Below are 22,983 nucleotides of genomic sequence, written 5' to 3' on the forward strand. Positions count from 1 at the left end.
CGTCAGGCGTGCCGGGCGCCCTCGTGCGCAGCGTGTCCGACCGGTTCCAGCTGGAACGTGCAGTGCTCGACGTCGAAGTGATGGCCGAGACACTCCCCCAGCCGGTCCAGCACTTCCCCGGACCGCCCTTCGGCCAGACACGCATCGTCGACCACCACGTGCGCGGACAGCACCGGGACTCCGCTGGTGATCGTCCAGGCGTGCAGGTCGTGGACGTCGACCACTCCGGGAAGCGTACGGATGTGCTCACGGACCATCGCCAGATCCACGCCCTTGGGCGCCGCCTCGAGCAAGACGTCGACCACGTCACGGAGCAGTGACCAGGCCCGAGGAAGGATCAGCACCACGATCGCCAGCGAGGCGACGGCGTCGGCGCGAACCCAGCCGGTCACCGCGATGACGACCGCGGCGACGATGACCGCGATCGAGCCGATCAGGTCGCCGAGCACCTCCAGGTAGGCACCACGCAAGTTGAGGCTCTCGTCTTTTCCACCCCGCAGGATCAGCAACCCGGCGGTGTTGGCGACGGCACCGACGACGGCGACGCCGAGCATCAGATCGGAGTCCACCTGCTCGGGCTCCGACCAGCGCTGCACTGCTTGGATCAGCACCCACACCGCGATCCCGACCAGCAGCAGCCCGTTGCTGAGGGCGGCCAGGATCTCCACTCGCTGCAGTCCGAAGGTGCGGTTGGGCGTCGCCGGTCGCGCTGCCAGTGACGCTGCGATCAAGGCGATGATCAGACCGGTCGAATCGGTCAGCACGTGCCCGGCATCGGCCAGCAGCGCGAGCGAGCCGGAGAGCAGGCCGCCGATCACCTGCAGCACGAAGACCCCCGCGCTGACGGCGAGGACGGCTATCAGTCGGCGTCGGTGCCTGCCGGTGGCCGTTCCGGCGCCGTGATCGTGGCCGTGTCCATGGCCGGTCACTCGATCACCGCTCCGGCGGTGGCGGCTTCGACCGGGTTGGCAACCCCGATGGCGTTCGTCGAACACAAGGCGACAGCGTCTCCGGTGGCAGCGAGCAAGCGCTCGGCCGCACCCAGCACATCCATCAGCTCGGGTTGCACAGCGAGCGAGTAGTGCGAGGAACGCCCGACCACGCGGACCGAGACCAAACCGCAGTCGCGTAGACAGGCGAGGTGAGCCGAGGTCGTGCTCTGGGCCAGGCCGAGGTGCGCGGTGAGATCGACCACCCGATGCTCACCCAGCGTCAGATGGCGCAGAATCGCCAGCCGGGCCGGATCGGCCAGGCTGCGGAACAGCGCGACGGCGGCCGTGACGTCGGACTCGGCCACGTCTTCGAGCGGCAGGGTCAGCTCCTCGCGATTCATCGTCATACGTCGATGTAATCGGATCTGACCGTTGAATGTCAAGAGGGCGTGAGTCAAAGGCCGCGGATGCGCAAGAATCGAGCCATGCCAGCCGATCCGCCGCGCCGACGACGTACTCCCGGACCGCCGGGCACGAACATCCGCGCCGATATCGCGAAGACGGCCCGACTCTGGGGGCTGTCGCTGGTCTGCGCGACGGTCGGCGCGTACGTGGTCTGGCGGACGGACACCCTGCTGCCCGGCATCTACGCCTTCCTCATCACCTTGGCGGTGCTCGGCTTGGCCTTGTATGCCTACGAGCGACGACGGCGCTGAGGTCCGGACTCGCGCTATCGATAGCCCAACGTGCTGATCGAGGCGTCCAGCACCTCGAGAGTCGACTTCGGGGTGTCGTTCGGCCGGCTGGAGAAGTAGAGCGAGTACGCCCCATCATCCAGGGGCAGCGCGATCACGAGGACCCGGTCGTAACGACTGGGCAGCCCGGCTACCCGGTAGTGCACCTCACCGGAGACGACCGCGACCTCGTGGCCGCCGAGCCGGACCGTGTCGGCGGCCTGGTCGGTCAGCGTCGTCTTCTGGTCGGCGAAGAACCTGACCCTGATGTCCTCGAAGGCGGCCTGGGCAGTGGCGGCGGCGGTCGGCTTTGCGAGCTCGGCAGACAGCAGCCCGAAGCCGGCTGTTGCCGACCAGTTGTCAGTGCCGCGGAAGTTCGAGTGGACGGCGGCATCACAGACGACCGCGTCAGTGAGCAGCGAACCCAGCGGCCGGGGCGAGCGAGGACACAGGTACGGGTCGTTCGGCATGGTCACCGAGACCGGGCCCACAGTCGCCTTCCGCGTCGAGGCGGAATAGCCCAGCGTGGGTGCCGGCGGCGGGGGCGGGTCCAACGCGGGCCCGGTCGGCAGCCGGTCCGCGGTGAGCGTGACCGCGAGACTGACCAGCGCCAGCGCCGCAACGATGGCCGCCACAACCAACCCGATGGCCTTCGGCACCGCCACGCCCTCCGGGCGTGGTTCCGTCGTGACCTGGGTGGACATGCTGGTCAGGATAGGCAACAGCTGGATTCGTATCCCTCAGCGTTGCCCGAAGGCGCAGATATGCGCATACATTGCTAGAATATGCGCATGACTGTCACAGCGCAGGATGTCCTCGCGCGACACTTCCCTGGGCTTACACCGGAAGAGGTTGACGTCGAGCTCAGCCGTACGCCGACAGCGGGTGCTGCACCGATCTCAGCGACCGCGATGCACTACCTCGCGGAGCACGGGGGCGAAGAGGCTCGCGCGGCGCTCGAACGGTACGACGAGATTGCCGTTCAACAGGACCAGGCGGTCACCACGGCACAGACGTTGGAGCAACTGCTGCGAACAAGTCTGACGATCAAGGAGGTGGCGACGGCGCTGGGCTTGTCTCGGTCCCGGATCTCGCATCGGATCAGGGACCGGAGCCTGTACGCGATCACCCTCCGGGACCGGCGCTATCTCCCCCGCTGGCAGTTCCGTCAGGAACCCGATGGGGGTTCGCAAGACACCATTCCCGGACTGACACAGATCGTGCCGGCCATCCCACGAGAGATGCACCCACTCGCGGTCGAGGCGTTCATGACCGAGCCCTTGGACGACCTCGGCGGCAGGTCACCGGTTGAGCACGTGTGCTCGTACGGGTCGGTCGAGGTCATCAAGGAGTGGCTGGACGCGCTGGGGAATCGGTGAGTCCTCGGTACCCCAAGCGCCCGACCAAGCCGCAGGCGCCGCTCACCCGCCGTGACAGCGACGTCCTGGTCGAACAGCCGGTCCTGTGGCGCGTCCACCGAACCGTCGGCGAGAACGTGCTGGCGTGGTCGGCGCTGCGGCACTGGGGACCGGCGGTCACCATGCGATTCGATCCGCATCCACCCCCAGCAGGGATCCATCGGGAGATCGGCGTCAGCTATGTCGCACTTGACCTCGCCACCGCCGTGGTGGAGGTCTTCCAGCAGCAGCGGGTCATCGATGTCGCAGGCGGTCGTCCCAAGGCGACCTCGTGGCGACCGACCCGGCCGTTGCACTTGCTGGACCTGACTGGCGATTGGGCACTGCGCAACGGTGCCTCCCACTCCCTGGTCTCGGGCCCGAGGTCAACCTGCCGGACCTGGGCCCGCGCGATTGCCGAGACCTGGCCGGATCTCGACGGACTCTGGAGCCAGAGCACACTGACGGGCCGCACCAACATCACCTTGTGGACCCCCGCCGCCGACTCGTTCCCCACCAACCCGGACTTCTCCGAATACCTCGATTCGGCTCCGCTCTGGGCGATCCTGCGAGAGATCACCCTGCGCTACCCGAGCTACCGGCTGATCTGAGGCGCCTCCGCTGTCAGTGCCCGCAGATCTCGGACTCGAAGACAGTCTCGTGTGGTCGGCCATCACGCGTCCCGCGCAGCGATGACCTGCTCGAGGTCGCCGACGACATCCTGGCTGCGGTCAAATCCTCTGGCGACGATGAGCGCGACAGCTTCGCGCGCCTGTGCGATGTCGGCCTCGACTGCTGCGGCGAGCAGCGCGTCGAGGTCGGTCAGGTCCTGGCCGCGTCGAGCTAGCACCTTGAGGGCGATCAGGTGTCCCGTCGAAGCGACCGGCACCCGAAGGTCGGGCAGGATCTCGATCGAGGTCGCGGCCGCGACGATCTCGGCTTCGATCCCCGAACTGGCGAAGAGCAGATCGACGGCGACGTTCAACGGGTCGGCGATGAGGCGGACGGTCGAGAGACGCTCGAGGTACTCGTGTTCGACGATCCCCTGAGGCGGGTAGCCGCGAGCGCCGAGTTGATGGATGACCAACTCGGCGGCCGCGTCGTCGTCGACTGCGACGATGAAGTCGACATCCTTCGTGAATCGCGGGATCGACCGGGCAGCAACCGCCAGCCCACCGATCATCGCCCAACGTGCTTCGACCTCGTCCAGGTCGTTCGCGGCTCGCTTCACGGCGGCGTCGAAGGCGCTCACCATGCCCGATCCCCCAGCGCATTCCGGAGCCGGTCGGGTTGCGGCGGTGCGATCAGCCACGCGCGAGTCAAGGCATCGATCTCCACGTCGTCAGCGTCGGGGTTCTCCCGGCGCATTCGTTGGCGGTAAAGCGCCACCCCGAACTCATGCAAGTCGAAGACGTCACGCACGCGCTGGCCCTCGGGAGTCGGCACGAACTCCGACTCCGAGCCCTCAGCAGTAGCGCTCATCGCGCGATCCAAGCGTTGCGGGTACGCCGACGGCAGGTCACGGCGCAGGTAGAGCCACCAAGGCTCACCAACGTTGCCGCACTGAGAGTGCGGCTGTGCCAACTTCGTCGCATCCTGATAACCATCAACTCAACTCAATGCATCATGTCCGCGAAGCGACTGTAGTGGCCTTGGAAGGCGACGGTGATGCTCTTGGTCGGTCCGTTGCGGTGCTTGGCCACATCGAAGTCGGCCTCGCCGGCCCGGTCGGACTCCTTGTCGTACAGATCAGGACGGTTGAGCAGGATGACCATGTCGGCGTCCTGCTCCAGCGAGCCGGACTCACGCAGGTCCGAGAGCATCGGCCGCTTGTCGGTGCGCTGCTCCGGGCCACGGTTGAGCTGGGAGAGGGCGACCACAGGCACCTCGAGCTCCTTGGCCAGCAGCTTGATCTGGCGGGAGAACTCGCTCACCTCGAGTTGACGGGACTCGACCCGCTTGCCGGAGGTCATCAGCTGGATGTAGTCGATCACCACCAGCTTGAGATCATGCCGTTGCTTCAGCCGCCGGGCCTTGGCCCGGATCTCCATCATGGTGAGGTTCGGGGAGTCGTCGATGTAGAGCGGCGCTTCCGACACCTGGCCCATCTTCGCCGCGACCCTGCTCCAGTCGTCGTCACTCATCCGGCCGCCACGAATATGGCCGAGCGGGATCTGCGCCTCGGCCGAGAGCAGCCGCATGGTGATCTCGATCTGGCTCATCTCCAACGAGAAGATCACCGAGGTCAGACCGTTCTTGATCGACGCCGACCGCGCCAGATCTAGTGCAAGGGTCGATTTGCCGCAGCCAGGTCTCGCGGCCACGATCACCATCTGGCCCGGATGAAGTCCGTTGGTCAGCTCATCCAGCTCGGAGAAGCCGGTCGGCACGCCGCCGAAGGACCCATCCCGGGAGGAGATGGCCTCCATCTCGTCCAGGGTCGGCTGCATCAGTTCTGACAGCGGCTTGTAGTCCTCGGTGGCGCGGCGCTCGGTGACGGCGTACACCTCGGCCTGAGCCCGGTCGACGATCTCGTCGACCTCACCCTCGCCCGAGTACGACATCTGGGCGATCCGTACGGACGCGTCGGCGAGTCGGCGCAGGATCGCCTTCTCCCGCACGATGTCGGCATAGAAGCCGGCATTCGCCGCCAGGGGCACACTCTGCAGCAGGTCGTGCAGGTAGGGCGCACCACCGACCCGGAGCAGTGAGCCGCGCTTGCCCAGCTCCGCCGCCACGGTGACGGCATCGGCGGGCTCGCCCCGGCCGTAGAGGTCGATGATCGCGTCATAGACCAGCTCGTGGGCCGGGCGATAGAAGTCGTTGCCGCGCAGTGCCTCGACGACCTCGGCGATCGCATCCTTGGACAGCATCATCGCGCCGAGCACACACTGCTCGGCCGTCATGTCCTGAGGCGGAGTCCGATCAAGACCGCGGACCGAGTCGTCACCATACTGGGGGATTGCCTCGGCCAGACTCACGCCACGTCCCCCTTCGTGCCGCACCCGACGGGCGGCGTCATTAGCAAGCATGTTCGTACGCTACGAGCCACCACTGACAGCCCTTCGATGACCGCGATCATCGGAGTCGGCCGGGGCAGCGCGTGCCAAGCTACGCCCGTTCCTCGGTCCGGCGCCAGCCCAGGTGAACAAGTTATCCACAGGGGGTGTGGACAACTTGGGGACCCGTGTGGAGGACACGCGACGGGGTTGTGCACTCCCTGGGTACAAGCCTGGGGACAGTTCCTGCCTACTCCGACAAACTGCTCTCTGACTAGGTGCGATGTGAATGGCAGCCGGTGGACAGAAACTTCTTTCGGGCGCGTCTTCGCCGTCTCGGACAGCGTCTGTCCCACCTTGACAAAGCCCTCCTTCACATGAGATTCCACAGGCCTTGTGCACAACCCAACCGATTGTCCAGCCGCTTTCGGACACCTGCCGTTCGATCGGCGTTTCCGGTCCGGACTTGGGCGAACGCTCCCGATCGCATACTCTAGGGGGGTATCGCGCCGGATGCGTCCGGCCCGTCTCCGAGGAGTCCGATGAGCCACCCGGCCGAGCCCACCATCGCCGATCCGACCCACCCCGAGGGCCCCACCGGGCACGCTCAGCACGGCTATATCGACGCCAAGGACGACTACCTCAAGCGACTTCGCCGGATCGAGGGCCAGGCCCGAGGTCTGCAGCGAATGGTCGAAGAGGAAAAGTACTGCATCGACATCCTCACCCAGGTCTCCGCGATGACCAGCGCGCTGCGGTCGGTTGCTCTCGGGCTCCTCGACGAACATCTCCAGCACTGCGTCGTCCAAGCCGCCGCCGAGGGCGGTGCGGAAGCCGAAGCGAAGCTGCACGAGGCCTCCCAAGCCATCGCCCGCCTGGTCCGCTCCTGAGCGCGCCAACTCCTCAGCCACTCGCCGGCGGACCCACCGCGTACCGCAGGGTGACGAAGTCCTCGCCGTCCGGTGTCGCGCTGATCAGTCTGAGCCGAGGCGGGGTGAGACGGCGCGGGAGCAGTGGCGCCCCGCCACCGAGGAACACTGAGCCGACGCCGAGGATGATCTCGTCCAGCAGCCCGACATCGGCGAACTGACCGACCAGTTCGCCACCGCCGACCAGCCAGACGTTCTTACCGGCCGCGGCCTCGACCATCTGTGCGTGCACCGGCGCCACATCGCCGCTCACGAAGCGGATATCGGCACCCGGCACTGCCGGCAGATCACGACTGGTGAACACCCAGGTCGGCTGCTCGTACGGCCACGTCCCTGGCTCCTCCAGCAGCTCTTCGTGATCGAGAACCCACTGGTAGGTGGTGGAGCCCATCGCGATCGCGCCGACCTCGGCGATGAATGCCGGATACTCCTGCTCTCCCTCCTCGGACTGCCGCAGGGCCAGCAGCCAGTCCAAGGAGTTGTCCGGATCGGCGATGAATCCGTCGATGCTGGTCGCGGTGAAATACTGCGTACGCGTCATGTCCTCATCGTGTCAGCGCCCACCGACACTCGCACGGCGCGGACGTCCGTCCCACCCCGGCGGAACCGATCGGGTGCGCGATCACCACGTCGGCCGACCGGGATCGCGGCCGTCGCCTTGGCAAGTCCGCGAATGGGCATGCCGGCGTAGACGGACTCAGCCACGGCGACCTGGAACGTCTCGTGCCAGATCCCGACCGCACCCGGCGCTCGCCGAGCGCGCTGATTGAAGCGGGCCCAGGCCGGCCGGTGCCGGGCGTCGGGCCGGGACGCATACGCGTACAGCTTGTCGTGACTGTTCCAGTACATGACGACCAGCGGCCCGCCCTCCCCCATGGTCAGCCGGTAGCCGAGCATCCCCGAGTCGGGGTCCTTCGCCAGCTCGGCGAGCATCGGTGGCATCGCGTTGAAAACAGGCAGCCACAGATCCGGCCGCCACCATCGGTTGATCCGCATCCCGATCAGGAACACGACCAACTCGCCGTCGTAGTCGTGGGTGATCCGGCCGTTCTCGATCTTCGCCATCGCCTTCTCCGTCTTATAGATAGTGTCACTGGCTACTCTCTATTATTAGATAGTGTTACTGTCCGTTGTCAAGAGAAGGGCGACGAATGAGGAGGACGAGGATGCGCATCTCGGAGCTGTCTCGGGTCAGCGGCGTCCCGGTGCCGACCGTCAAGTTCTATCTGCGAGAAGGCTTGCTGTCCGAGGGAGTGCGCACCTCGCCGAATCAAGCCCAGTACGACGATTCCCACCTGCAACGACTACGCCTGATCCGCGCCCTGGTCGGAGCCGGCGGATTGTCCCTGGCCACCACCCGGGAGGTCCTCCGCCAGGTCGACGAACCCGCCGAGTTGACGCTGGCCGTGCTCGGCGCCGCGCACGCCGCCGTGTCTCCCGATCGTCCCGAGGACGTCGACCTGACCCCGGCCGTCGACCTCCTCCGTCGATGGGGCTGGGCGGCGTGTCTGACGGCTGCCGCGACCGATCCGGGTCAGGTCGACGACGCCTTGGCGGCCCTGGCGATGGCCGTGACTGCCCTGGCCGAGGCCGGGTTCGAGATCCCCGTCGATACCTTCGACACCTACGCCGACGCCATGATGCAGGTCGCCCAGGCCGAGATCGCCAGGATCCCCACCGAGTCGGCCGACGCCGCCGTGCGGTACGTGGTGCTGGGCACCGTCCTGGCGGAACCCGTGCTGCTCGCTCTCCGCCGACTGGCTCAGCGTGAGGCGTCCGCCGCCCGTTTCCCGCCGTCGAGCGAGCAGCCCTGACCCTCGCCCAGTTGGGTGAAGGCTTGTCTCTCGTGCAACAGCAGCGCGACCTGCACACGGTTGGTGGTGCCGAGCTTGGTGTTGATGTTGACCAGATGGGTCTTCACCGTGGCGAGCCCGACGTGGAGTTCCCGAGCGATCTCGGCATTGGTCAGTCCGCGAGACACCCTCTCGGCCACGGCCTGCTCCCGGTTGGTCAGCCTGGTCAGCGGATCGATCCGCGCCGGAGCTGGGCGATCCGGCGAACGGCCGGCGCCGGCAAGCGTGACCAACCGGGCAAGCACCGCCGGAGACAGCCGGAGATCACCCTCCGCCGCCCGCAGCACGGCATCGACCAAGTCGGCGGGCTCTGTGTCCTTCAGCAGAAACCCTGCCGCACCGGCCTGCAGCGCATCCAGGATGAAGTCGTCGGTGTCGAAAGCGGTCAACATCACGACCGCCATGCCGTCGGAGGCGAGCTCACGTGCGGCATCGAGGCCATTCCGCCGCGGCATCCGGATGTCCATCAACACGACATCCGGCCTGGTCGCCCGGGCCAGCTCCACCGCCTGGTCACCATCAGAGGCCTCGGCCACCACCTCGATCCCGCTGGCCCCGTCGAGCAGCATCCGCAGCCCGGTACGCAGCAGCGCCTCGTCATCGGCGATGAGCACTCTCACCACGGCAGCCACGCCGTCACGACGAACTCCTGTCCCTCAGTTCCGGCGCGGCACCAACCACCGGCCAGGCGAGCCCGCTCGGCCATGCCGGCCAACCCGAGGCCCGACCCGAGCCCGGCGACTCCAGGTGACTCGCCGGCGGCCACTTGATTGCGAATCTCGATCGAGACCCCCGCCGAGGGTGCACCGGACAACCGCACCATGACCGGCTGACCGGGCGCATGCTTGCGCGCGTTGGTCAACGCCTCCTGCACGATCCGGTACGCGTGCCGCGACGTTCCCGCTGGAACGTCCCCGACCATGAACTCCTCGGCAGGCAGCAGCGTCACACCGTCGGTGATCAGCTCGCCCAGTCTGCCGAGATCGGACTGCGGTGCCGCCGCATCCTGACCGCTGCGCAGCACGCCCAGGATCTCCCGGAGCTCCGCATTGGCGCTCCGAGCGGCGGACCCGACGGTCGCGGCCGCCTCCCGGGTCGCTTCCGGACCGAGATCGGCTCGATACTCCAGCACTCCGGCGTGCACCGCGACCAGGCTCAGGTGATGGGCCAGCGAGTCGTGCATCTCGCGGGCGATCCGGGTGCGCTCGGCTTCTCGCGTCCGGGCCAGCCGGGCCTCGTGCTCGCGCTCTTCGGCTTCTCGCTGCCGCACCAGCGCGGCGTGCTCGCGCTGGGCGGCCGCCGCAGCCTCGGCCAGCGCGGTGACCTCGGCATCGCGTCGGCCTCGGGCGACACCGATCAGCACCGGGACGCAGAGCAGGATGACGGCGAGACCGGCCACCTGCCACCAGGGCTGCGGCGGAAGGCGGAGGGCGGTCGACCAGATCCAGTCACTCACCACCGCCGCAACCACCACCATGGCACCGACCAGTGCCAGCAGGCGATAGGCCCGGGAGGCGGCGGCCCGCACCAAGACCACGACCAGGGCCGGCACCGCCAGCGCTGACACCGAGGTCGTGATCGCGATCAGCACGGCAGCCCAGACCCGCGTACGGCGTCCCACCGCCGCCAAGACGACGAGCGCCATCGTGCCGACCGCCAGATCGAGCACCAGCAGGGCACCGAGCGCAAGATCTTGCTCCGGCCGCGGCGGATCCGGCAACAACTCCAGCGTGATGCCAGCAGTGAGCACGAAGAGCCCCAACCCGAGCACGCCACAGATCGCCACCGTGCGGAGGCTCCGCCACCGGTCGCGAGCCGGTGTCACCGAAGCCGGCGGCTGAGGCGTCGAGGTCACCCGTAGACGGTACCGAGGCCGCTCCACCGCCGCCTCCACCGAAGGGTTGAACCTACTCAGGTCCGCGCTCCGATGTGCCCGACCAGTTGGCTCCCCGAGAGTGGCGATCATGACCACACCATCAAACCCGGTCCCCGAATTCCTCGAGTTTCATCGCCTGGCCCAGCTGTCTCAGCCGTGGCGTTGGTGGCGACCGATATCCGTGCTGGCGGTGGCCCTCGGGCTCTACGCTGCCCTGTTGATCGTGCCGATTCTGTGCCTGGTCGTGATCGAGGACGTCCATCCCACGATCGCACCGATCGTCGATCAGGTGCTGGGAGCCGACAGTCTCAACGATCCGGCCGGCCTCGCGGTGCTCCTGATCCTGATCGCGCTCATGCTGCCGGCGGCGACGCTGGCGGTGCGCCTCGTGGGTCGGCGCCGGGCCGGCACCCTGCTGTCGGTCACCGGCAGACTGCGCTGGCGACTGGTGGGCCGGGCAGCCGCCATCACCACCGTCGTCCTGAGCGTCTTCACCGGTGTCATCCTGCTGATGGAACCACCGACCAAGGCCATCCCCGCCCAGGACCTCGGCTGGCTGGTGACCAAGGTGATCTTAGTCCTCCTCATCGTGCCCTGGCAGGCCGCGGCCGAGGAGGTCGTCTTCCGCGGCCTACTGCTTCAAACGGTCGGCAGTTGGCTGCGACACCCTGCCTGGGCGATCCTGCTGCCGCTGCCGCTGTTCGTGGTGGGCCACGACTACGACGGGTACGGCATGGCCGGCGTAGCCGTCTTCGCCGCCGTGGCCGGCTATCTGACCTGGCGTACCGGTGGGCTGGAAGCGGCCATCGGCCTGCATGTGGTCAACAACGTCGGCGCCTTCATCCTGGCCCTGCTCACCGGCGCCGATCTGGACGCCACCTCGGTCGATCCGCTGGCGGCCGCGCTCAGCATCGCGTACACGTTGATCACCGCGGTGCTGATCCTCGGCTCCCGTCGCAACGAACGACACCCCGTCGCGAGCGACCGCGAACGTAGCGCCGGCTCCGTCTGGAGTGACGAGCGAGCAGACGCGTTCTTTGTCTGCGAGGGAGGAGCGAAGACGGAGACTTCAGCGCGGAGTGAGTAGCGAGTGACTACCAATGGGGAACAATTCCTCGCGGTCGGGCTTGCGCCACCACAAGACGATCCCGACCAGCACGGCCACCTGCACGATCGGTGAGATCCCGTAGCGGACCACACCTGAGACCGCCTCCAATGCCGGCCCGAGCTCGACCGCCCGGCCGGGCACATATGCCAAGGACAGCAGCGTGATCCGCATCAGCATCAGTCGGTCCAGCTTGCTCGCCGCCAGCACCGCCAACGGCAGCCAGGCGATCAGGTCGTACCAGGACAACGTGTACATGGCGGTCACCAGCCAGGCGACCGACAGCACCAGCGAGGTGCGCAAGGCCACTGTCAACGGATCTCGCCGCGGATCGGCACCCCGCGGCAGGCCGGGAGCCGCCGTCCAGGGCACCACCTTGGACAGCATCCAGGCGATCACCACCAAGCCGGTGTAGGAGATGATCCCGGTGACGGTCTTGGCCTGCCACTCGTCCAAGAACAGGTCCAGGAGCAAGAACACCGGGTTCGCCCAAGATCCGACCGAGACATAGGAGCCGTTGCGCAGCACCTGGACGAAGGCGGTCGGCTGCCACCAGAGGTACGCCAGGCCCATCGGGATCACCGTGCCCAGGCAGAGCAACAGCGCCTTCTTCGGCTGTCGCCGGTACGCCCACAGCATGGCCAGACCCCAGATGCCGATACTGAGCTTTGCGCAGCCCGCCAGGCCGATACCGATGCCGGCTCCGAACGCGCTCTTGCGCATCATCATGATCCCGGCCACCGCGAACATCACCGACAGCGCCTCGTTGTGCCCCGCCGCCACGACCGCCCAGATCAGCATCGGGTTCGCGATCGTCAGCAGCGCGGCGCGCGCCTGTCGGCGCTTGTCGCCGTGGGCGAGCTGGACGATGCCCGCGCAGGCCACGATGAACGGCACGACCGTGATCACCTGCAGCCAGAACACGATGTCATGCATGTTCTCGCCGCCGAGATAGTTGGCCAGCCACTGCAGCCACGAAGTAATCGGCCCGTACACGCTGGGCGTGTCCCACCAGGGCTGCTCGGTCCAGCGCAGCACCGGGTCGAACTGGCCGCGGAAGATCTCCGCGGGCGTGATCTCGTACGGGTTGCGCCCGATCATCTGCAACCGGCCGTAGCCGGCGTACATCAAGATGTCCGCACTGGTCAGCGGCGGCACCAGGATCGTGGCCAGACTCAGGCCCGAGCCCAACGCGAACAGGCGTCGCGGGCTGGGCAGCCAGCCACCGGCCAGGGCGCGCATGCCGACCCACAGCCCTAGCGCGCCCACCAGGATGACCGCCCAGATGAGGACCGTGACGACCCATTCGTTCGGGTGCAGGATCCCACTCGGCAGATACCACGGTGGCAGCAGGCCATCACGCCGCCCGAGGGTCAAGGTGACGACCGATGGGCCGAGGAACCCCGTGATGAGGGTGAGCACGGTCGCAGCGATGATCAGCCCGATCCCATAGCGATGGTCGCGATGCCACACACTCGGCGCATACCGCCGGATCGGCGGATGGGCCGGATTGCGGCCAGTCACGTGGTGATGCGGGCGGGGTCCCTTCGCCGAGCCGGTCCCGACGTCCGGACGGGTGCTCATCCGCGGCGCCCGCCGGTCGTTTCCCAGGCAGGGACGACGCGGGCGGCGGGGACAGAACTCACGGGGAAGAACTTTAGGCGATGCCGCTGTGCCGCTTGCTCCAGCGAGCGATCGTTCGGGCAGCCATCGCGGGGTCATCGGTGGTGATTCCGGTCACCCCGCGGTCCAGGCACCAGGTGACCTCCTGCGGCGTGTTGGGGTTCCAGACGTCGATTCCGTGGCCGCGTTCCAGGGCTCGCGCGAGGTAGTCCGGCTCCTGGAGCAGCAGCTCGTAGTCCGGTCCGACCGTGGTGATCCCCTCCGGGAGCCGGCCGTCCCACCAGTCGCCGAAGTCCTTCTCGATCAGGAACGTCCGCGGCACCTCCGGCATCAGCTCCCCTGCTCGCTCCAGTCCCGGAAGAGAGAACGAGATGATCCGGACCGGACTGCCCAGGGTCGTCCAGCCGTACGGCTCCAGCAGCGCCGCGACTCCGTCCTCGACCTCGGTGCCGCGCGGATTGGGATGCTTGGTCTCGATCGCGAGCGAGACGTCGACTCCTCTGGCCCGCGCGACGGCAGTGAGCTCGATGAGCTCGGCCAACGTGATCAGTCGCCGCTGATCGGGGCTCGGCCGGCGGGTCCGCCAGGAGCCGAAGTCCAGGATGCGGAGCTCGGCGAGGGAGCGGTCGTACGCCCTGCCGTGGCTGGTCGACGTGCGGTCGACGGTCAGGTCGTGCAGGCAGATCAAGTGCCCGTCACCGGAGTAGTGGACATCGCATTCCAGGCCGAGCGGCTGCCCGGTGCGCTCCGCCCAGTCGATGGCTGCCCGGTAGGACGCCCAGGTCATCTCCGGCTCCTTGGCCGCATAGCCGCGGTGGGCATAGATCATCACCACGGTACGAAGCCTGCCGCATGCCACCTGAAGTCGTCACTCACTGTTCGCTCCGCGCTCAAGACTTCGCGTGGGGTCGCTGCGCGACGACGGTCAACGACGGGCGAGCCGGCCCAGGATGGTCATCAGCAGCGCGCCGACGCCGATCGCGGCGACCGAGGAACCCAGCCAGGTCGGCGGGGTGAAGCCGATGGCGGCGTCGAACCGGAGCCAGAAGTCGGACCAGATGGGCACCGTGCCGGGATAGATCAGCTGGTACGCAATGAAGCCGCCTGCCCAGGCCACCACCGGAGGCCAACGCAGCCGGGACGAGGCGCTGACATCCCAGCGCTGCCGACTGACGAAGAGGAAGTCAGCGGCCGCAACAGCGAACAGCGGCACGAACACCGAGCCGATCAGAAACAGGAACGACTGATACTGACCAAAGTCCAAGAACCCGGCGAGCAGGGTCGCGATCACGCCGATGGCCACGGCGACGATCCGCCGGTCGACGGTGCCGAACAGGTTCTGCACCGACATCGTGGTCGAGTAGATGTTGGCGAACGCCTCGTCGACCTCGTCGGTCAACAAGATGGCCAGGGCGACCGCCCCGGCAGGCAAAGCGACCAGGGCGGCGATGACGTCGGTGGCGCCGAGGTGGGCGACCGCGAACACACCCAGGGTGTAGTAGGCGACCGCGGCGAGACCGTAGCCCAACGAGGATCCCCAGAACGCGGCCTTGCGGGTCTTGCTGTGCCGGCTGTAGTCGGCGGCCAGCGGTGCGAAGGAGACAACACCGGCGACGGCCAGATCGACCGCCGGCCAGAATCCGAGGACGGCGTCCTGCGGCATCGGCTGGCGCGGCTGCAGCAGCACCTGGACGAACAGCACCACCGAGGCGACGAGCACCAGCCAGACCATCACCTTGCGCAGCATCCGTACGCTGCCGAGCGGCCGGACCGCCATCACGGTGGCGACACCACCGGCCAGGATGACGAACGGCCAGCGCCAGCTGTCACCGAGGATCGCCGACGCCGCAGTCGCGATGACGATGATCTCCATCGTGGCCCAGCCGATGTTCTGGCCGATGTTCAAGATGGTCGGCGCGATCGAGCCGCGGCGGCCGAGCAGGCCCCGGAGCGACACCATGGCCGGTGCGCCGGTGGTGGCGCCGAACACTGCGGAGGTGCCGAGCAGCAGTGCGCCGATCGAGCAGCCGAGCACGATGGCGCCGATGGCAAGGGGCACCGAGCCGGTGGTGGCGGCGATCAGCGCACCGGTCAGCGGGCCGAACAGGCTGATGCCCAGGTTCGCCCACATGGCGAACTGGTCGAAGAACCGCAGTGGTCGTGGCGGTTCGGTGGTCAGGACGATCGGCGCTTCGGCCTTGGCGGCTCTGGCCGCGGCGGCTGCGCCGCTGGCTGAGGCAGTGGACGTGGTCATGGGCGATAAACCTCCCTACGCCGGCATTACCCGGTCAGGTTCGGTCGGTCGGCGGACCCGCGGCCCCGTCGGACCGGCACTCCGCCCTCTCAGCCCACCATCTGGTGTGAGCTCCCGAAGTTGTCGCTGCCCAACCTAGCGCGTCGAAGGCGGCACGGACCATCGGCGGCCCACCAGGTGACCAGGGCGGACCGTGACATCCGCGAGGCTCAGTCCCCGCGAAGCGGCGTGTCGGGGCTCTGGCAACTGTTGAGCCGCAGCTTTGTCACACCTTGGTCGATCAACTGACGATCGGGTGCCCCTCTGCGTGCCAGCCATAGACGCCGCCCTCCAGGTTGACGGCCTCGAATCCCTGCTGATTGAGATATTGCGTCACCCGCTCCGAGCGTCCGCCGACCGCGCAGATGCAGACGACCTGTTCGCCGATCTCATCCCGTCGCTGGACGATCTGGTCCATCGGGATGTGCACCGAGCCCTCGATTCGGCCTTGTGCCCATTCCTCGTCGGTCCGCACGTCGAGCAGCATCCAGCCCTCGGCCTGCTTGCCTGCAACGTCGGCGGGATGGATGGTCGGGGTCGTCTCGAACATGACTCCTGAGGGTAGTCCCGCCGCTACTTGAGCAGGCGAGACATTCGGCGATCGGCAAGCTTCTTTCCGCCGGTCTGGCAGGTCGGGCAGTACTGCAACGACGAGTCCGAGAAGGAGACCTCCGCGATGGTGTCCCCGCACACCGGGCACTTCTCGCCCTTGCGGCCGTGCACGCGCAGCCCGGATTTCTTCTCCCCCTTCAGATCCTTGGCCGCAAGTCCTTCTGCACGCTGGATCGCACCGCGCAGCTCGGACTGGATAGCGTCATAGAGCGTCGTCAACTCCTGGTCGGTGAGCGACGAGGCAGGCTTGAACGGGCTCATTCGGGCCGCATGCAGGATCTCGTCGGAATAGGCATTGCCGATGCCGGCGATGACCCGTTGGTCCTTGAGCACCCCCTTGAGCTGCGCGCGCCCCGCCTTGTGGAGCAGTGCGCTGAGGGCTGCCTTGTCGAAGCCATCGGCCAACGGATCCGGGCCGAGCGTGGCAACGTGCGGGATCAGTCCCGGGTCGTCCACGACATAGACGGCCAGCTTGCGCTGCGTACCCGCCTCGGTCAGATCGAACCCGGTGCCGTCGTCCAGGTGGACGCGCACCGCCAGCGGACCGCGACCTGCCTTGGGCGGCACGGTCGGTTGCTGCTCTTTCCAGCGCAGCCAACCCGCCCGGGCCAGGTGGAAGACCAGGTGCAGTCCCTGGGCATCGATGTCGAGGAACTTGCCATGCCGCGCCACCCCCGAGATCTCCAGCCCGTAGAGCGCCGACGGCGGCGGGTCATAGGTCTTCAGCGCACTGAACGCCACCACGTCGATCCGGGTGATCGTCCGCCCGACCAGTTTGTCGGTGAGAAAGACGCGGAGCGAGTCGACCTCTGGCATCTCCGGCATACGCCCATTATGCGGCCCACGCATCAGGGTCGGTGCGGCCGAAGTGAGTGCGTACTCACTGGAGCGCTGTCGTTGCTTGGATTGCCGCGAAGCAACAACAGGGCACCAGTCGATGAGCCTCAGTCGCCTTTCCCGGAAACTCAGTTGCAGCGCTTCGTACCGTTGCCGAGTGGCTGACCTGTACATCTCCGACCCGGGCGGTGGTCCGGAGGAGCGGGCTCGGCGCGAAGCCGAGCGCGCGGAGCGCCGCGCCCTGGTGCGGGCGCGCTATGCCCAGCGGATCGTCAGTCAGGCCGGTCTGGACGAGATCACCGCCGACCTAGTGATGGCCGCGTTGTTCGACCACTTCGACGATCGGGGCGAGGAGTGCAGGCGCGGCAATCACCCACAGCTTCCCGATGACGGCGAGTGGAGCCATGACGCCGGGTTCGACTGCCCGTGCACCTGGGACGCAGGTCGACGAGAACTCGAGAAGGCAACCGCCAAGGCGAAGTGGGAGGAGTTTCAGGCCAGCCCGGAAGCCGAGGCCCGGCGGCGCGCCCGGGACGCCGAGTCAGCGGCGATCGAGGCGTGGATCACTGCGCACCCAGGTGTGACGGCTGACCGCACCGTATTCGCCTGTCCTGAGGTCTGGGAGGGAACGATCGACGGCCATTCGTTCTTCTTCCGCGAGCGCCATGGTTCCTGGCGCATCGAGCTCGATCTCGAGCCCGACGGAACGTTCGCCGACCGGGTCGTCGGCACCTCCGCCGACGGAGAGATGCTCACCGAACGGATCGAGCTGACCTCGGGACCGGTCATCGCCCAAGGGGACGAGTCCGAGCTCGGCGACGGTGCTGTGGCGCACCTGGCGTTCGTCGTGGACACCGTCCGTACGCACCTGGCGCGCGCCGCGTGTACCCACGAGCGCGCCGAGCAATACTGCCCGTCCTGCGGTGAGCGCATCACCACTCTGCAGAGACGTACGTTGTCGTAGGCGATCGTTACCCTCGGCTCGATGACTGGGTCTCGACATTCACGATGCGTCAACCGAGCGGGTGCGCCCTATCTGTGGGAGTGGTACCGCGATGGCGTGGCGCGCACAGTCGACACGGAGTTGGACAACTGCCTGAACGACTGCTGTACGACCCAATCCGAGTATGAGATGAGGCAGGCCGAGGTTCGTCAGCGAATGAGACGCGCCGAGCAAGGGGCCCTCGCGCAAGACTCGAGCGAGCTGGGACCAATCAGCCAGCATCCGACTATCTGGGAGATGCGGTGGCAATGGGATGGAGGTTCCACCCCGCTGCGCCTCTACCACGCTGAGCCAGCGCATCGACCAGAACTTCTATTGGCACTGCACTTCCACGTGAAGTCGGTTGTTGGCGGCTACGCCGAGGTAACCGCCGCTCAGAACGCAGAGATCAGCATTGCGGTCACTCGCTTTGACACCTGGAGTCGACAAGCTTGACACCACCCATAGACTTAAGTCTATGGGTGGAAAGCAACGCTTTGTCTACAACCCCGAATCGCCCGCTCAGAGGCGGGCGAACGCGCTCGCTTTGGCGGACGAGAAGCTGCATGCCAGGCTCCTGGCAGCCAGGAAGACTGCCGGGTTGTCACAGCAGGACATCGCCAACATCATGGGCGTTTCGCAGCCGACCGTCGCGGCGTTCGAGCGCTACGACAACGATCCGCGTCTGTCGACGATCCGGCGGTACGCGCATGCGGTTGGCGTCGTCATCGAGCACCTTGTGACTAGAGATGACGGTAACGCCAGGTGCGAGTGGGAATCGCACAGCCTGCGCTCCGAGGTCGGCATCCGCGTACAGAGTCCACCCGAGGTCAGCAGGAACTGGATCGATCAGCCTTCGGAGTTGCTGGCCCGCTTTGAGCGAGCCGCGTGACGACCGTTCTCTCCGACCTCGCGGAGATTGCGAGTGCCTATCGCCTGGTCGAGGTCATCGCCTACGAGCATTCAGGGCGTCGTGAATCGCCGGCGCTTGAGGCAGAGTCTGAGCAAGAGATGAGTGCTCTCGTCAGACGTGAGGCAGGCGTGCTGGAGACTCGGTTCCGGATGACTGTCAGGACGCGGGATGCCGAAATGCGTTCAGACGTGGGCGCGGTGTTCTCCTCATCCGAGGGCCATGAGGTCGCCGCCGAGGCGGTCGGCGAGTTCATCAATCAGGTCGGGATCATGGTCGTCTACCCCTACCTTCGCGAGGGCGTCTTCACCTCGGCCTCGAGGCTCGGCGTGTCACCGCCCGTCCTCGACCTCGTCAGACGGGGCGAGATCTCGTTCAGCTCAGAACCCGATCAAGGCGGCTCCGGGACGTAGGCCGGACAGCCAATCGTCGGCCGTACGCTCGGAGGGTGAGCATTCCGGTGAGGATCGAGGACCTGGCACAGGCGCTGGCGGAGTACGACTCCGGTTACCTGCTGACCAATCGCGCCGGCCGTACCAAGGTCATCACCGTGGAAGCTGTGGTGTCGGGCAACCGCATCGTCGCCGAAGGGGTGGGGCACGGCTCGACCGCCAACCTGGTCGAGAATCCACAGTGCACGCTGATGTTCCCGCCTGCCGAGCGACACGGCTATACGCTGCTGATCGACGGCACCGGCACGGTGGTCGAGGGGACGCTGACGATGGAACCGACCACCGCGGTCCGCCATCGACCGGCTGCCCACGCCGACGGCCCACCAGCACCCGGAGCTGCCGCGGACTGCGTCAACGACTGCCGCCCCCTCAGTTGAGGTCAGGCCAGCCTCGCTCGGACCTGCCCCTCCATCATCTCCTGCAGCACATCGACGGTCTCCGGGAGCAGATCGACCTCCAGCAGTCGCGCATGTGCCGCAAGTTGCAGCGTGAGCCGCTCGACCTCTGAATGGTTGCCCGCGCGATGCTCGGTCTTGATCCTCGCCACCAACAGCAACTCGTCGCCAGGTGCGACCAGCAACGCTCGCGAGGCCGCCCAGCGAGCCAAGTCCAGGTTCGACTCGGCGAGCGCCCGTCCGGTCAGCTCAACGCCGATGTCACGAATGGCAGACAGCATGTCGGTCCGCAGTCCCTCGGCCCAGTGCCACTGGCCGGGTGCCGCGTCGGCCATCGGCGCGCCGCGGACCAACTGCAGGGCCGCCTCCAGGCCACTCGTGCTCGCCCGATTGATGCCACGCGACGTAAGGATCTGCAGCCGCTGCCAGTCCGAACTGACCGCTGGGTGGAGGAAGATCCGCCCGCTGTAGGCGTCGGGGAGATAGGGCTGGTCGAGTTCGTCGGAGCCCAGCCAGCTCCGCAGCCGACTCACGTTCGAACGTCGGGTGCCCTCGGCTACCCCCATCACGGTCCCCATCTCGGCCGCTGTCGTGCCTGGATGCTCGAGCAGCCACCCGCAGTACTCCAGGCATTGCCTGGCGGCCCGCGCGGGAGCCACACCAGCGGCGCCATGGAGCTCGATCGGGCCCAGGAGCCGGAGCACCGGGTGGCTCGACGACATCCCGCGGGTGTGGTCTTGTCGCTCCATCGCTGCTCCTTTCCCTTCATCGCCTTGGTTGTCTCGTGCTCGCCATCCCCCGGACCTCCTGCCCAGGTAGGTGACGTTGTCGGGCGGGTCGGGCTCGGCGGCGGTCTCCTCGTCGAACCACCAGGGCGCCGGGGTGGTGTCGGTCCGGCCGGTGGTCTCGACCAGCTCGATGACGGCATCGGCCGCCCGCTCTGCGAGCAATTGCGGCCGTACGGCAAGTCCGTACGGCTCGATCCGCGCTACGGGGCCGTCACCTGCGGAGCCACCATCAGCCTCGCTCAGCACGAGGCGGCACGGGGCAGTATCCAGTCCTACCGCGACGGCGGCGATGCTGGCGGGCGGTTCGCTGAGCACCAGCTGACGCAGCCGACGCTGCTCGACCGCCGACAGCGGCGTGTTGACGAGCAGAATGGTGGGCACCCAGGGGTCTGCCAGGTCCGGGTCGATCCGGTGTGCGGCGACGGAGTGTGCGGACGACTGGTTGCGCTGCGCGCTCGCGCGACGCTCCAGCCGGTCGAGCACCGAGTCCAGGTCTTCCGCATACGTAACGTTGTGCTGCCCGAGTGCGGCCGGCAGCGCCGCACAGGTTCCGATCAGGATGAGCTCCAGCTCCTCGGCCCAGGGCGAACAGGACAGTTCGACCGCGATGGCAGCAAGCGACGCAGCTGCCGATGCCCGATCGGCGGATTCGATTGAGGTCAACTGCACAGCCTCGATATCGAGAACGACCTGCCCTCCGTCCGCAGTGGCACCTGCCGTAATCAGCGCAGGATAGGGACGCACCGCGTCCGAGAGCCCCGGCGTCGATCGCAGTCTGTCGACATCCGCTCCGGCGAGGCGCCAGGTAGTACCGTCGATCTGGAAGCCGTCCGGACCGAGCAGTCCGGGATCGCTCATCTGCAACAGGAGCACGTCATCGGTGACGGTGGCGACCTCCAGCATCGGTAAGGGATGCCCGGCGTGATGGCAGTAGGCGGAGATCGCCCTGGTGGCCAGATCGAGCGTGCGCAATCCCATCGGTTGCTGTCGACTGCCCAACTGCGACTCGACCAGCCAGGCGGCCTGCGTCGGCTGAGAGATCCGCCGACCCAACGGTCGGAGCTGCAGTTGCCGTCGGCGGCGAACCGCAGTCCCCGACACCACCGCGGCGGCCAGCAGACCGCCCACCCCCGCGAGGCCGGCCAGCAACGGATCCGCCACTGACTCCTCCACCGCCTGCTCGCTCGGCGCCTCCACCGGTGATGCCTGTTCGCTTGACTGTGGCGGTGCGGGGGGCACCGGCGTCGGCAGCGGAGTCGGATCTGCGTCCTTCGCCGGTCTTTCGACCGACTGCTTGCCTGTCCCCGTCGGACCGTGGCTGTTGGCTGCCGCCCCTTCGTCTGCCGCCGCCTTCACGGCGCCGCGGTCCGACGCCGACGGCTTTCCAGGCAGCACCAGGCGCAGCCCGACGGGCAGCTCATCGGGATCGTCCAGCTGGAAGCGGTTCGCCTCGAAGATTCTCGGCCACTGCTCGGGGTCGCCGTAGGCGAGATTCGCGATCGACGAGAGCGATTCGCCCCGCTCGACCTCGTGCGTCTGCCCGTGACCTGGAGATCCGTCGGGGATCTGCAAGCGCCAGCCCGCCTCGAGGTGATCCGGACCGCCGGTGAGCAGGTTCGGATTGGCTGCCGCAATCCGTCGCCACTCTCGGCCTTCTCCGTAGAAGCGCTCAGCCAGTGTCCACAGATCATCGCCCCGCTGCACCACGTAGCTCCTGCCGCTGGTGGCTTCAGTCGTGCCGGACGGAAGCGCCACCTCACGGTGGCCCTCCTCGCGGATCGTCTGGGTGACTTCGGCGACCGTCTCCAGCTGGGTGGGATCGATCTGCGGCCGGACGATCTCCGGGGCGGCGTGAGCAGGCGCGGAATGGCCAGGAGCGGCATGACTCGCCTGCGGCGCGGCCGCAGCCAACGATGCAATAGTCAAAACGAGCGCCGACGCGAGTCGCTGCGGCCCGCCCAGTCCAGGCATGCGGATGCGGAGACGCTGCCGCGACAGGAGAGCCAGCAGTTCGACCACGACCGACGCCGTGAAGACCGCCCAGGCGAGCCAGGCCAGGATGGCGATCAGGCTCACCAAGATCGTGCCGTCATCCGGCCTGGTCAGCGCGGAGACGATCAGTGACCATTGGAATGAGGCCGGCAACGGGTTCCCGACGAAGATCACCAGGAAGGCAGGCACCCCGAGCATGGCGACGATCAGCGTCGCCACGGCGCCCAGTCCCTTGATCAGGCCGAGTCCGTTGATCTTTCCGGGGCCAGCCATC

At 67.3% G+C, this 22,983-nt stretch carries 26 protein-coding genes and 1 riboswitch; of the genes, 10 read left to right on the plus strand and 16 right to left on the minus strand.

Features of this window, described 5'->3' with window-relative positions:
- Nucleotides 1–2: 2 nt before the first annotated feature.
- Both MLP_RS24660 and MLP_RS24665 read right to left on the minus strand, forming a co-directional pair.
- Complete coding sequence (locus tag MLP_RS24660; protein ID WP_013865947.1) at nucleotides 3–929, minus strand: cation diffusion facilitator family transporter; 927 nt, start codon at nucleotides 927–929, stop codon at nucleotides 3–5.
- Nucleotides 926–1,339 (minus strand): ArsR/SmtB family transcription factor, encoded by a 414-nt coding sequence (locus MLP_RS24665; protein WP_013865948.1) that lies wholly within the window; start codon nucleotides 1,337–1,339, stop codon nucleotides 926–928. Before MLP_RS24665 ends, MLP_RS24660 begins: the two co-directional genes overlap by 4 nt.
- A 78-nt stretch (nucleotides 1,340–1,417) precedes the next feature.
- Between MLP_RS24665 and MLP_RS24670 the strand changes: the two genes are divergently transcribed.
- Entirely contained in the window at nucleotides 1,418–1,648 is a 231-nt protein-coding gene (locus MLP_RS24670; protein WP_013865949.1) for a hypothetical protein, read from the plus strand.
- Nucleotides 1,649–1,662: 14 nt separating this feature from the next.
- Here the strand turns inward: MLP_RS24670 and MLP_RS24675 are convergent, their stop codons facing one another.
- Entirely contained in the window at nucleotides 1,663–2,370 is a 708-nt protein-coding gene (locus MLP_RS24675) for a hypothetical protein (RefSeq protein WP_013865950.1), read from the minus strand.
- 87 nt (nucleotides 2,371–2,457) lie between these two features.
- On the opposite strand from MLP_RS24675, the gene MLP_RS24680 reads away from it, so the two are divergent.
- Together MLP_RS24680 and MLP_RS24685 are read left to right on the plus strand one after the other, a co-directional pair.
- The gene (locus MLP_RS24680; protein ID WP_156821289.1) at nucleotides 2,458–3,045 is read left to right on the plus strand and encodes a hypothetical protein; all 588 of its coding nucleotides are present in this window, start codon (nucleotides 2,458–2,460) and stop codon (nucleotides 3,043–3,045) included.
- Nucleotides 3,042–3,674, plus strand: coding sequence for an RES family NAD+ phosphorylase (locus MLP_RS24685; protein WP_013865952.1), 633 nt, complete (start codon nucleotides 3,042–3,044; stop codon nucleotides 3,672–3,674). Before MLP_RS24680 ends, MLP_RS24685 begins: the two co-directional genes overlap by 4 nt.
- 62 nt (nucleotides 3,675–3,736) lie before the next feature.
- Here the strand turns inward: MLP_RS24685 and MLP_RS24690 are convergent, their stop codons facing one another.
- The 3 genes from MLP_RS24690 to dnaB form a co-directional block, all read right to left on the minus strand.
- Nucleotides 3,737–4,318 carry a nucleotidyl transferase AbiEii/AbiGii toxin family protein gene (locus tag MLP_RS24690; protein WP_013865953.1) on the minus strand — a complete coding sequence of 194 codons (582 nt, stop codon included), beginning with the start codon at nucleotides 4,316–4,318 and terminating at the stop codon, nucleotides 3,737–3,739.
- A complete protein-coding gene (locus MLP_RS24695; protein ID WP_013865954.1) occupies nucleotides 4,312–4,545 on the minus strand; it encodes a hypothetical protein in 234 nt (77 codons plus the stop codon). The genes MLP_RS24690 and MLP_RS24695 overlap by 7 nt, the downstream gene beginning before the upstream one ends.
- A 134-nt stretch (nucleotides 4,546–4,679) precedes the next feature.
- Nucleotides 4,680–5,969, minus strand: a complete 1,290-nt coding sequence (dnaB, locus tag MLP_RS24700; RefSeq protein WP_231851508.1) for a replicative DNA helicase — start codon at nucleotides 5,967–5,969, stop codon at nucleotides 4,680–4,682.
- Between the two features lie 635 nt (nucleotides 5,970–6,604).
- On the opposite strand from dnaB, the gene MLP_RS24705 reads away from it, so the two are divergent.
- A complete protein-coding gene (locus MLP_RS24705; RefSeq protein ID WP_013865956.1) occupies nucleotides 6,605–6,952 on the plus strand; it encodes a metal-sensitive transcriptional regulator in 348 nt (115 codons plus the stop codon).
- 13 nt (nucleotides 6,953–6,965) lie between these two features.
- On the opposite strand, the gene MLP_RS24710 is transcribed toward MLP_RS24705, so the two are convergent.
- Together MLP_RS24710 and MLP_RS24715 are read right to left on the minus strand one after the other, a co-directional pair.
- The gene (locus MLP_RS24710) at nucleotides 6,966–7,532 is read right to left on the minus strand and encodes a dihydrofolate reductase family protein (RefSeq protein WP_013865957.1); all 567 of its coding nucleotides are present in this window, start codon (nucleotides 7,530–7,532) and stop codon (nucleotides 6,966–6,968) included.
- The gene (locus tag MLP_RS24715; protein ID WP_013865958.1) at nucleotides 7,529–8,056 is read right to left on the minus strand and encodes a DUF4188 domain-containing protein; all 528 of its coding nucleotides are present in this window, start codon (nucleotides 8,054–8,056) and stop codon (nucleotides 7,529–7,531) included. The genes MLP_RS24710 and MLP_RS24715 overlap by 4 nt, the downstream gene beginning before the upstream one ends.
- Before the next feature lie 101 nt (nucleotides 8,057–8,157).
- Here MLP_RS24715 and MLP_RS24720 point away from each other — a divergent pair, with 101 nt between their 5' ends.
- Nucleotides 8,158–8,805: a MerR family transcriptional regulator gene (locus MLP_RS24720; protein WP_013865959.1), complete on the plus strand. Its 648-nt coding sequence runs from the start codon at nucleotides 8,158–8,160 to the stop codon at nucleotides 8,803–8,805.
- Here the strand turns inward: MLP_RS24720 and MLP_RS24725 are convergent.
- A complete protein-coding gene (locus tag MLP_RS24725) occupies nucleotides 8,754–9,464 on the minus strand; it encodes a response regulator transcription factor (protein ID WP_331441689.1) in 711 nt (236 codons plus the stop codon). The genes MLP_RS24720 and MLP_RS24725 overlap by 52 nt on opposite strands.
- Nucleotides 9,461–10,699 (minus strand): sensor histidine kinase, encoded by a 1,239-nt coding sequence (locus tag MLP_RS26870; protein ID WP_172641632.1) that lies wholly within the window; start codon nucleotides 10,697–10,699, stop codon nucleotides 9,461–9,463. Before MLP_RS26870 ends, MLP_RS24725 begins: the two co-directional genes overlap by 4 nt.
- Nucleotides 10,700–10,808: 109 nt before the next feature.
- Between MLP_RS26870 and MLP_RS24735 the strand changes: the two genes are divergently transcribed.
- Nucleotides 10,809–11,807 carry a CPBP family intramembrane glutamic endopeptidase gene (locus MLP_RS24735; RefSeq protein ID WP_156821292.1) on the plus strand — a complete coding sequence of 333 codons (999 nt, stop codon included), beginning with the start codon at nucleotides 10,809–10,811 and terminating at the stop codon, nucleotides 11,805–11,807.
- Here MLP_RS24735 and mptB read toward each other — a convergent pair.
- The 5 genes from mptB to MLP_RS24760 form a co-directional block, all read right to left on the minus strand.
- A complete protein-coding gene (mptB, locus tag MLP_RS24740; RefSeq protein ID WP_013865963.1) occupies nucleotides 11,790–13,409 on the minus strand; it encodes a polyprenol phosphomannose-dependent alpha 1,6 mannosyltransferase MptB in 1,620 nt (539 codons plus the stop codon). The two genes, MLP_RS24735 and mptB, sit on opposite strands and share 18 nt — an antisense overlap.
- A gap of 73 nt (nucleotides 13,410–13,482) precedes the next feature.
- Nucleotides 13,483–14,277 (minus strand): glycerophosphodiester phosphodiesterase, encoded by a 795-nt coding sequence (locus MLP_RS24745; RefSeq protein WP_231851509.1) that lies wholly within the window; start codon nucleotides 14,275–14,277, stop codon nucleotides 13,483–13,485.
- A 96-nt stretch (nucleotides 14,278–14,373) separates the two neighbouring features.
- Nucleotides 14,374–15,702, minus strand: a complete 1,329-nt coding sequence (locus tag MLP_RS24750; protein WP_013865965.1) for a purine-cytosine permease family protein — start codon at nucleotides 15,700–15,702, stop codon at nucleotides 14,374–14,376.
- Nucleotides 15,698–15,830, minus strand: a riboswitch (TPP riboswitch). It overlaps the preceding gene by 5 nt.
- Nucleotides 15,831–15,982: 152 nt before the next feature.
- Nucleotides 15,983–16,291, minus strand: coding sequence for a rhodanese-like domain-containing protein (locus tag MLP_RS24755; protein ID WP_013865966.1), 309 nt, complete (start codon nucleotides 16,289–16,291; stop codon nucleotides 15,983–15,985).
- Nucleotides 16,292–16,314: 23 nt separating this feature from the next.
- A complete protein-coding gene (locus MLP_RS24760; RefSeq protein WP_013865967.1) occupies nucleotides 16,315–17,178 on the minus strand; it encodes an Fpg/Nei family DNA glycosylase in 864 nt (287 codons plus the stop codon).
- A 169-nt stretch (nucleotides 17,179–17,347) separates the two neighbouring features.
- Between MLP_RS24760 and MLP_RS26875 the strand changes: the two genes are divergently transcribed.
- The 4 genes from MLP_RS26875 to MLP_RS24785 all read left to right on the plus strand — a co-directional run bounded on the left by MLP_RS26875 (nucleotide 17,348) and on the right by MLP_RS24785 (nucleotide 19,911).
- Nucleotides 17,348–18,154 carry a hypothetical protein gene (locus tag MLP_RS26875; protein ID WP_013865968.1) on the plus strand — a complete coding sequence of 269 codons (807 nt, stop codon included), beginning with the start codon at nucleotides 17,348–17,350 and terminating at the stop codon, nucleotides 18,152–18,154.
- A gap of 496 nt (nucleotides 18,155–18,650) precedes the next feature.
- The gene (locus MLP_RS26880) at nucleotides 18,651–19,064 is read left to right on the plus strand and encodes a helix-turn-helix domain-containing protein (protein WP_013865969.1); all 414 of its coding nucleotides are present in this window, start codon (nucleotides 18,651–18,653) and stop codon (nucleotides 19,062–19,064) included.
- Between the two features lie 197 nt (nucleotides 19,065–19,261).
- Nucleotides 19,262–19,495, plus strand: coding sequence for a hypothetical protein (locus MLP_RS28205; protein ID WP_156821293.1), 234 nt, complete (start codon nucleotides 19,262–19,264; stop codon nucleotides 19,493–19,495).
- 35 nt (nucleotides 19,496–19,530) lie between these two features.
- Complete coding sequence (locus tag MLP_RS24785; RefSeq protein ID WP_013865971.1) at nucleotides 19,531–19,911, plus strand: hypothetical protein; 381 nt, start codon at nucleotides 19,531–19,533, stop codon at nucleotides 19,909–19,911.
- Between the two features lie 2 nt (nucleotides 19,912–19,913).
- Here the strand turns inward: MLP_RS24785 and MLP_RS24790 are convergent, their stop codons facing one another.
- Nucleotides 19,914–22,982, minus strand: coding sequence for a LysM peptidoglycan-binding domain-containing protein (locus tag MLP_RS24790; RefSeq protein WP_013865972.1), 3,069 nt, complete (start codon nucleotides 22,980–22,982; stop codon nucleotides 19,914–19,916).
- Between the last annotated feature and the right edge of the window lies 1 nt (nucleotide 22,983).

The organism is Microlunatus phosphovorus NM-1 (assembly GCF_000270245.1).
Taxonomy (GTDB): domain Bacteria; phylum Actinomycetota; class Actinomycetes; order Propionibacteriales; family Propionibacteriaceae; genus Microlunatus; species Microlunatus phosphovorus.

Excerpts from the sequence above, each read along its gene's own strand:
- MLP_RS24665 (WP_013865948.1), bottom strand. The coding sequence starts at position 1,339 with ATGACGATGAATCGCGAGGAGCTGACCCTGCCGCTCGAAGACGTGGCC.
- MLP_RS24670 (WP_013865949.1), top strand. The coding sequence starts at position 1,418 with ATGCCAGCCGATCCGCCGCGCCGACGACGTACTCCCGGACCGCCGGGC.
- MLP_RS24675 (WP_013865950.1), bottom strand. The coding sequence starts at position 2,370 with ATGTCCACCCAGGTCACGACGGAACCACGCCCGGAGGGCGTGGCGGTG.
- MLP_RS24680 (WP_156821289.1), top strand. The coding sequence starts at position 2,458 with ATGACTGTCACAGCGCAGGATGTCCTCGCGCGACACTTCCCTGGGCTT.
- MLP_RS24690 (WP_013865953.1), bottom strand. The coding sequence starts at position 4,318 with ATGGTGAGCGCCTTCGACGCCGCCGTGAAGCGAGCCGCGAACGACCTG.
- MLP_RS24695 (WP_013865954.1), bottom strand. The coding sequence starts at position 4,545 with ATGAGCGCTACTGCTGAGGGCTCGGAGTCGGAGTTCGTGCCGACTCCC.
- dnaB (WP_231851508.1), bottom strand. The coding sequence starts at position 5,969 with ATGACGGCCGAGCAGTGTGTGCTCGGCGCGATGATGCTGTCCAAGGAT.
- MLP_RS24705 (WP_013865956.1), top strand. The coding sequence starts at position 6,605 with ATGAGCCACCCGGCCGAGCCCACCATCGCCGATCCGACCCACCCCGAG.
- MLP_RS24710 (WP_013865957.1), bottom strand. The coding sequence starts at position 7,532 with ATGACGCGTACGCAGTATTTCACCGCGACCAGCATCGACGGATTCATC.
- MLP_RS24715 (WP_013865958.1), bottom strand. The coding sequence starts at position 8,056 with ATGGCGAAGATCGAGAACGGCCGGATCACCCACGACTACGACGGCGAG.
- MLP_RS24720 (WP_013865959.1), top strand. The coding sequence starts at position 8,158 with ATGCGCATCTCGGAGCTGTCTCGGGTCAGCGGCGTCCCGGTGCCGACC.
- MLP_RS24735 (WP_156821292.1), top strand. The coding sequence starts at position 10,809 with ATGACCACACCATCAAACCCGGTCCCCGAATTCCTCGAGTTTCATCGC.
- mptB (WP_013865963.1), bottom strand. The coding sequence starts at position 13,409 with ATGAGCACCCGTCCGGACGTCGGGACCGGCTCGGCGAAGGGACCCCGC.
- MLP_RS24745 (WP_231851509.1), bottom strand. The coding sequence starts at position 14,277 with ATGATCTATGCCCACCGCGGCTATGCGGCCAAGGAGCCGGAGATGACC.
- MLP_RS24750 (WP_013865965.1), bottom strand. The coding sequence starts at position 15,702 with ATGACCACGTCCACTGCCTCAGCCAGCGGCGCAGCCGCCGCGGCCAGA.
- MLP_RS24755 (WP_013865966.1), bottom strand. The coding sequence starts at position 16,291 with ATGTTCGAGACGACCCCGACCATCCATCCCGCCGACGTTGCAGGCAAG.
- MLP_RS24760 (WP_013865967.1), bottom strand. The coding sequence starts at position 17,178 with ATGCCGGAGATGCCAGAGGTCGACTCGCTCCGCGTCTTTCTCACCGAC.
- MLP_RS26880 (WP_013865969.1), top strand. The coding sequence starts at position 18,651 with ATGGGTGGAAAGCAACGCTTTGTCTACAACCCCGAATCGCCCGCTCAG.
- MLP_RS28205 (WP_156821293.1), top strand. The coding sequence starts at position 19,262 with ATGCGTTCAGACGTGGGCGCGGTGTTCTCCTCATCCGAGGGCCATGAG.
- MLP_RS24790 (WP_013865972.1), bottom strand. The coding sequence starts at position 22,982 with ATGGCTGGCCCCGGAAAGATCAACGGACTCGGCCTGATCAAGGGACTG.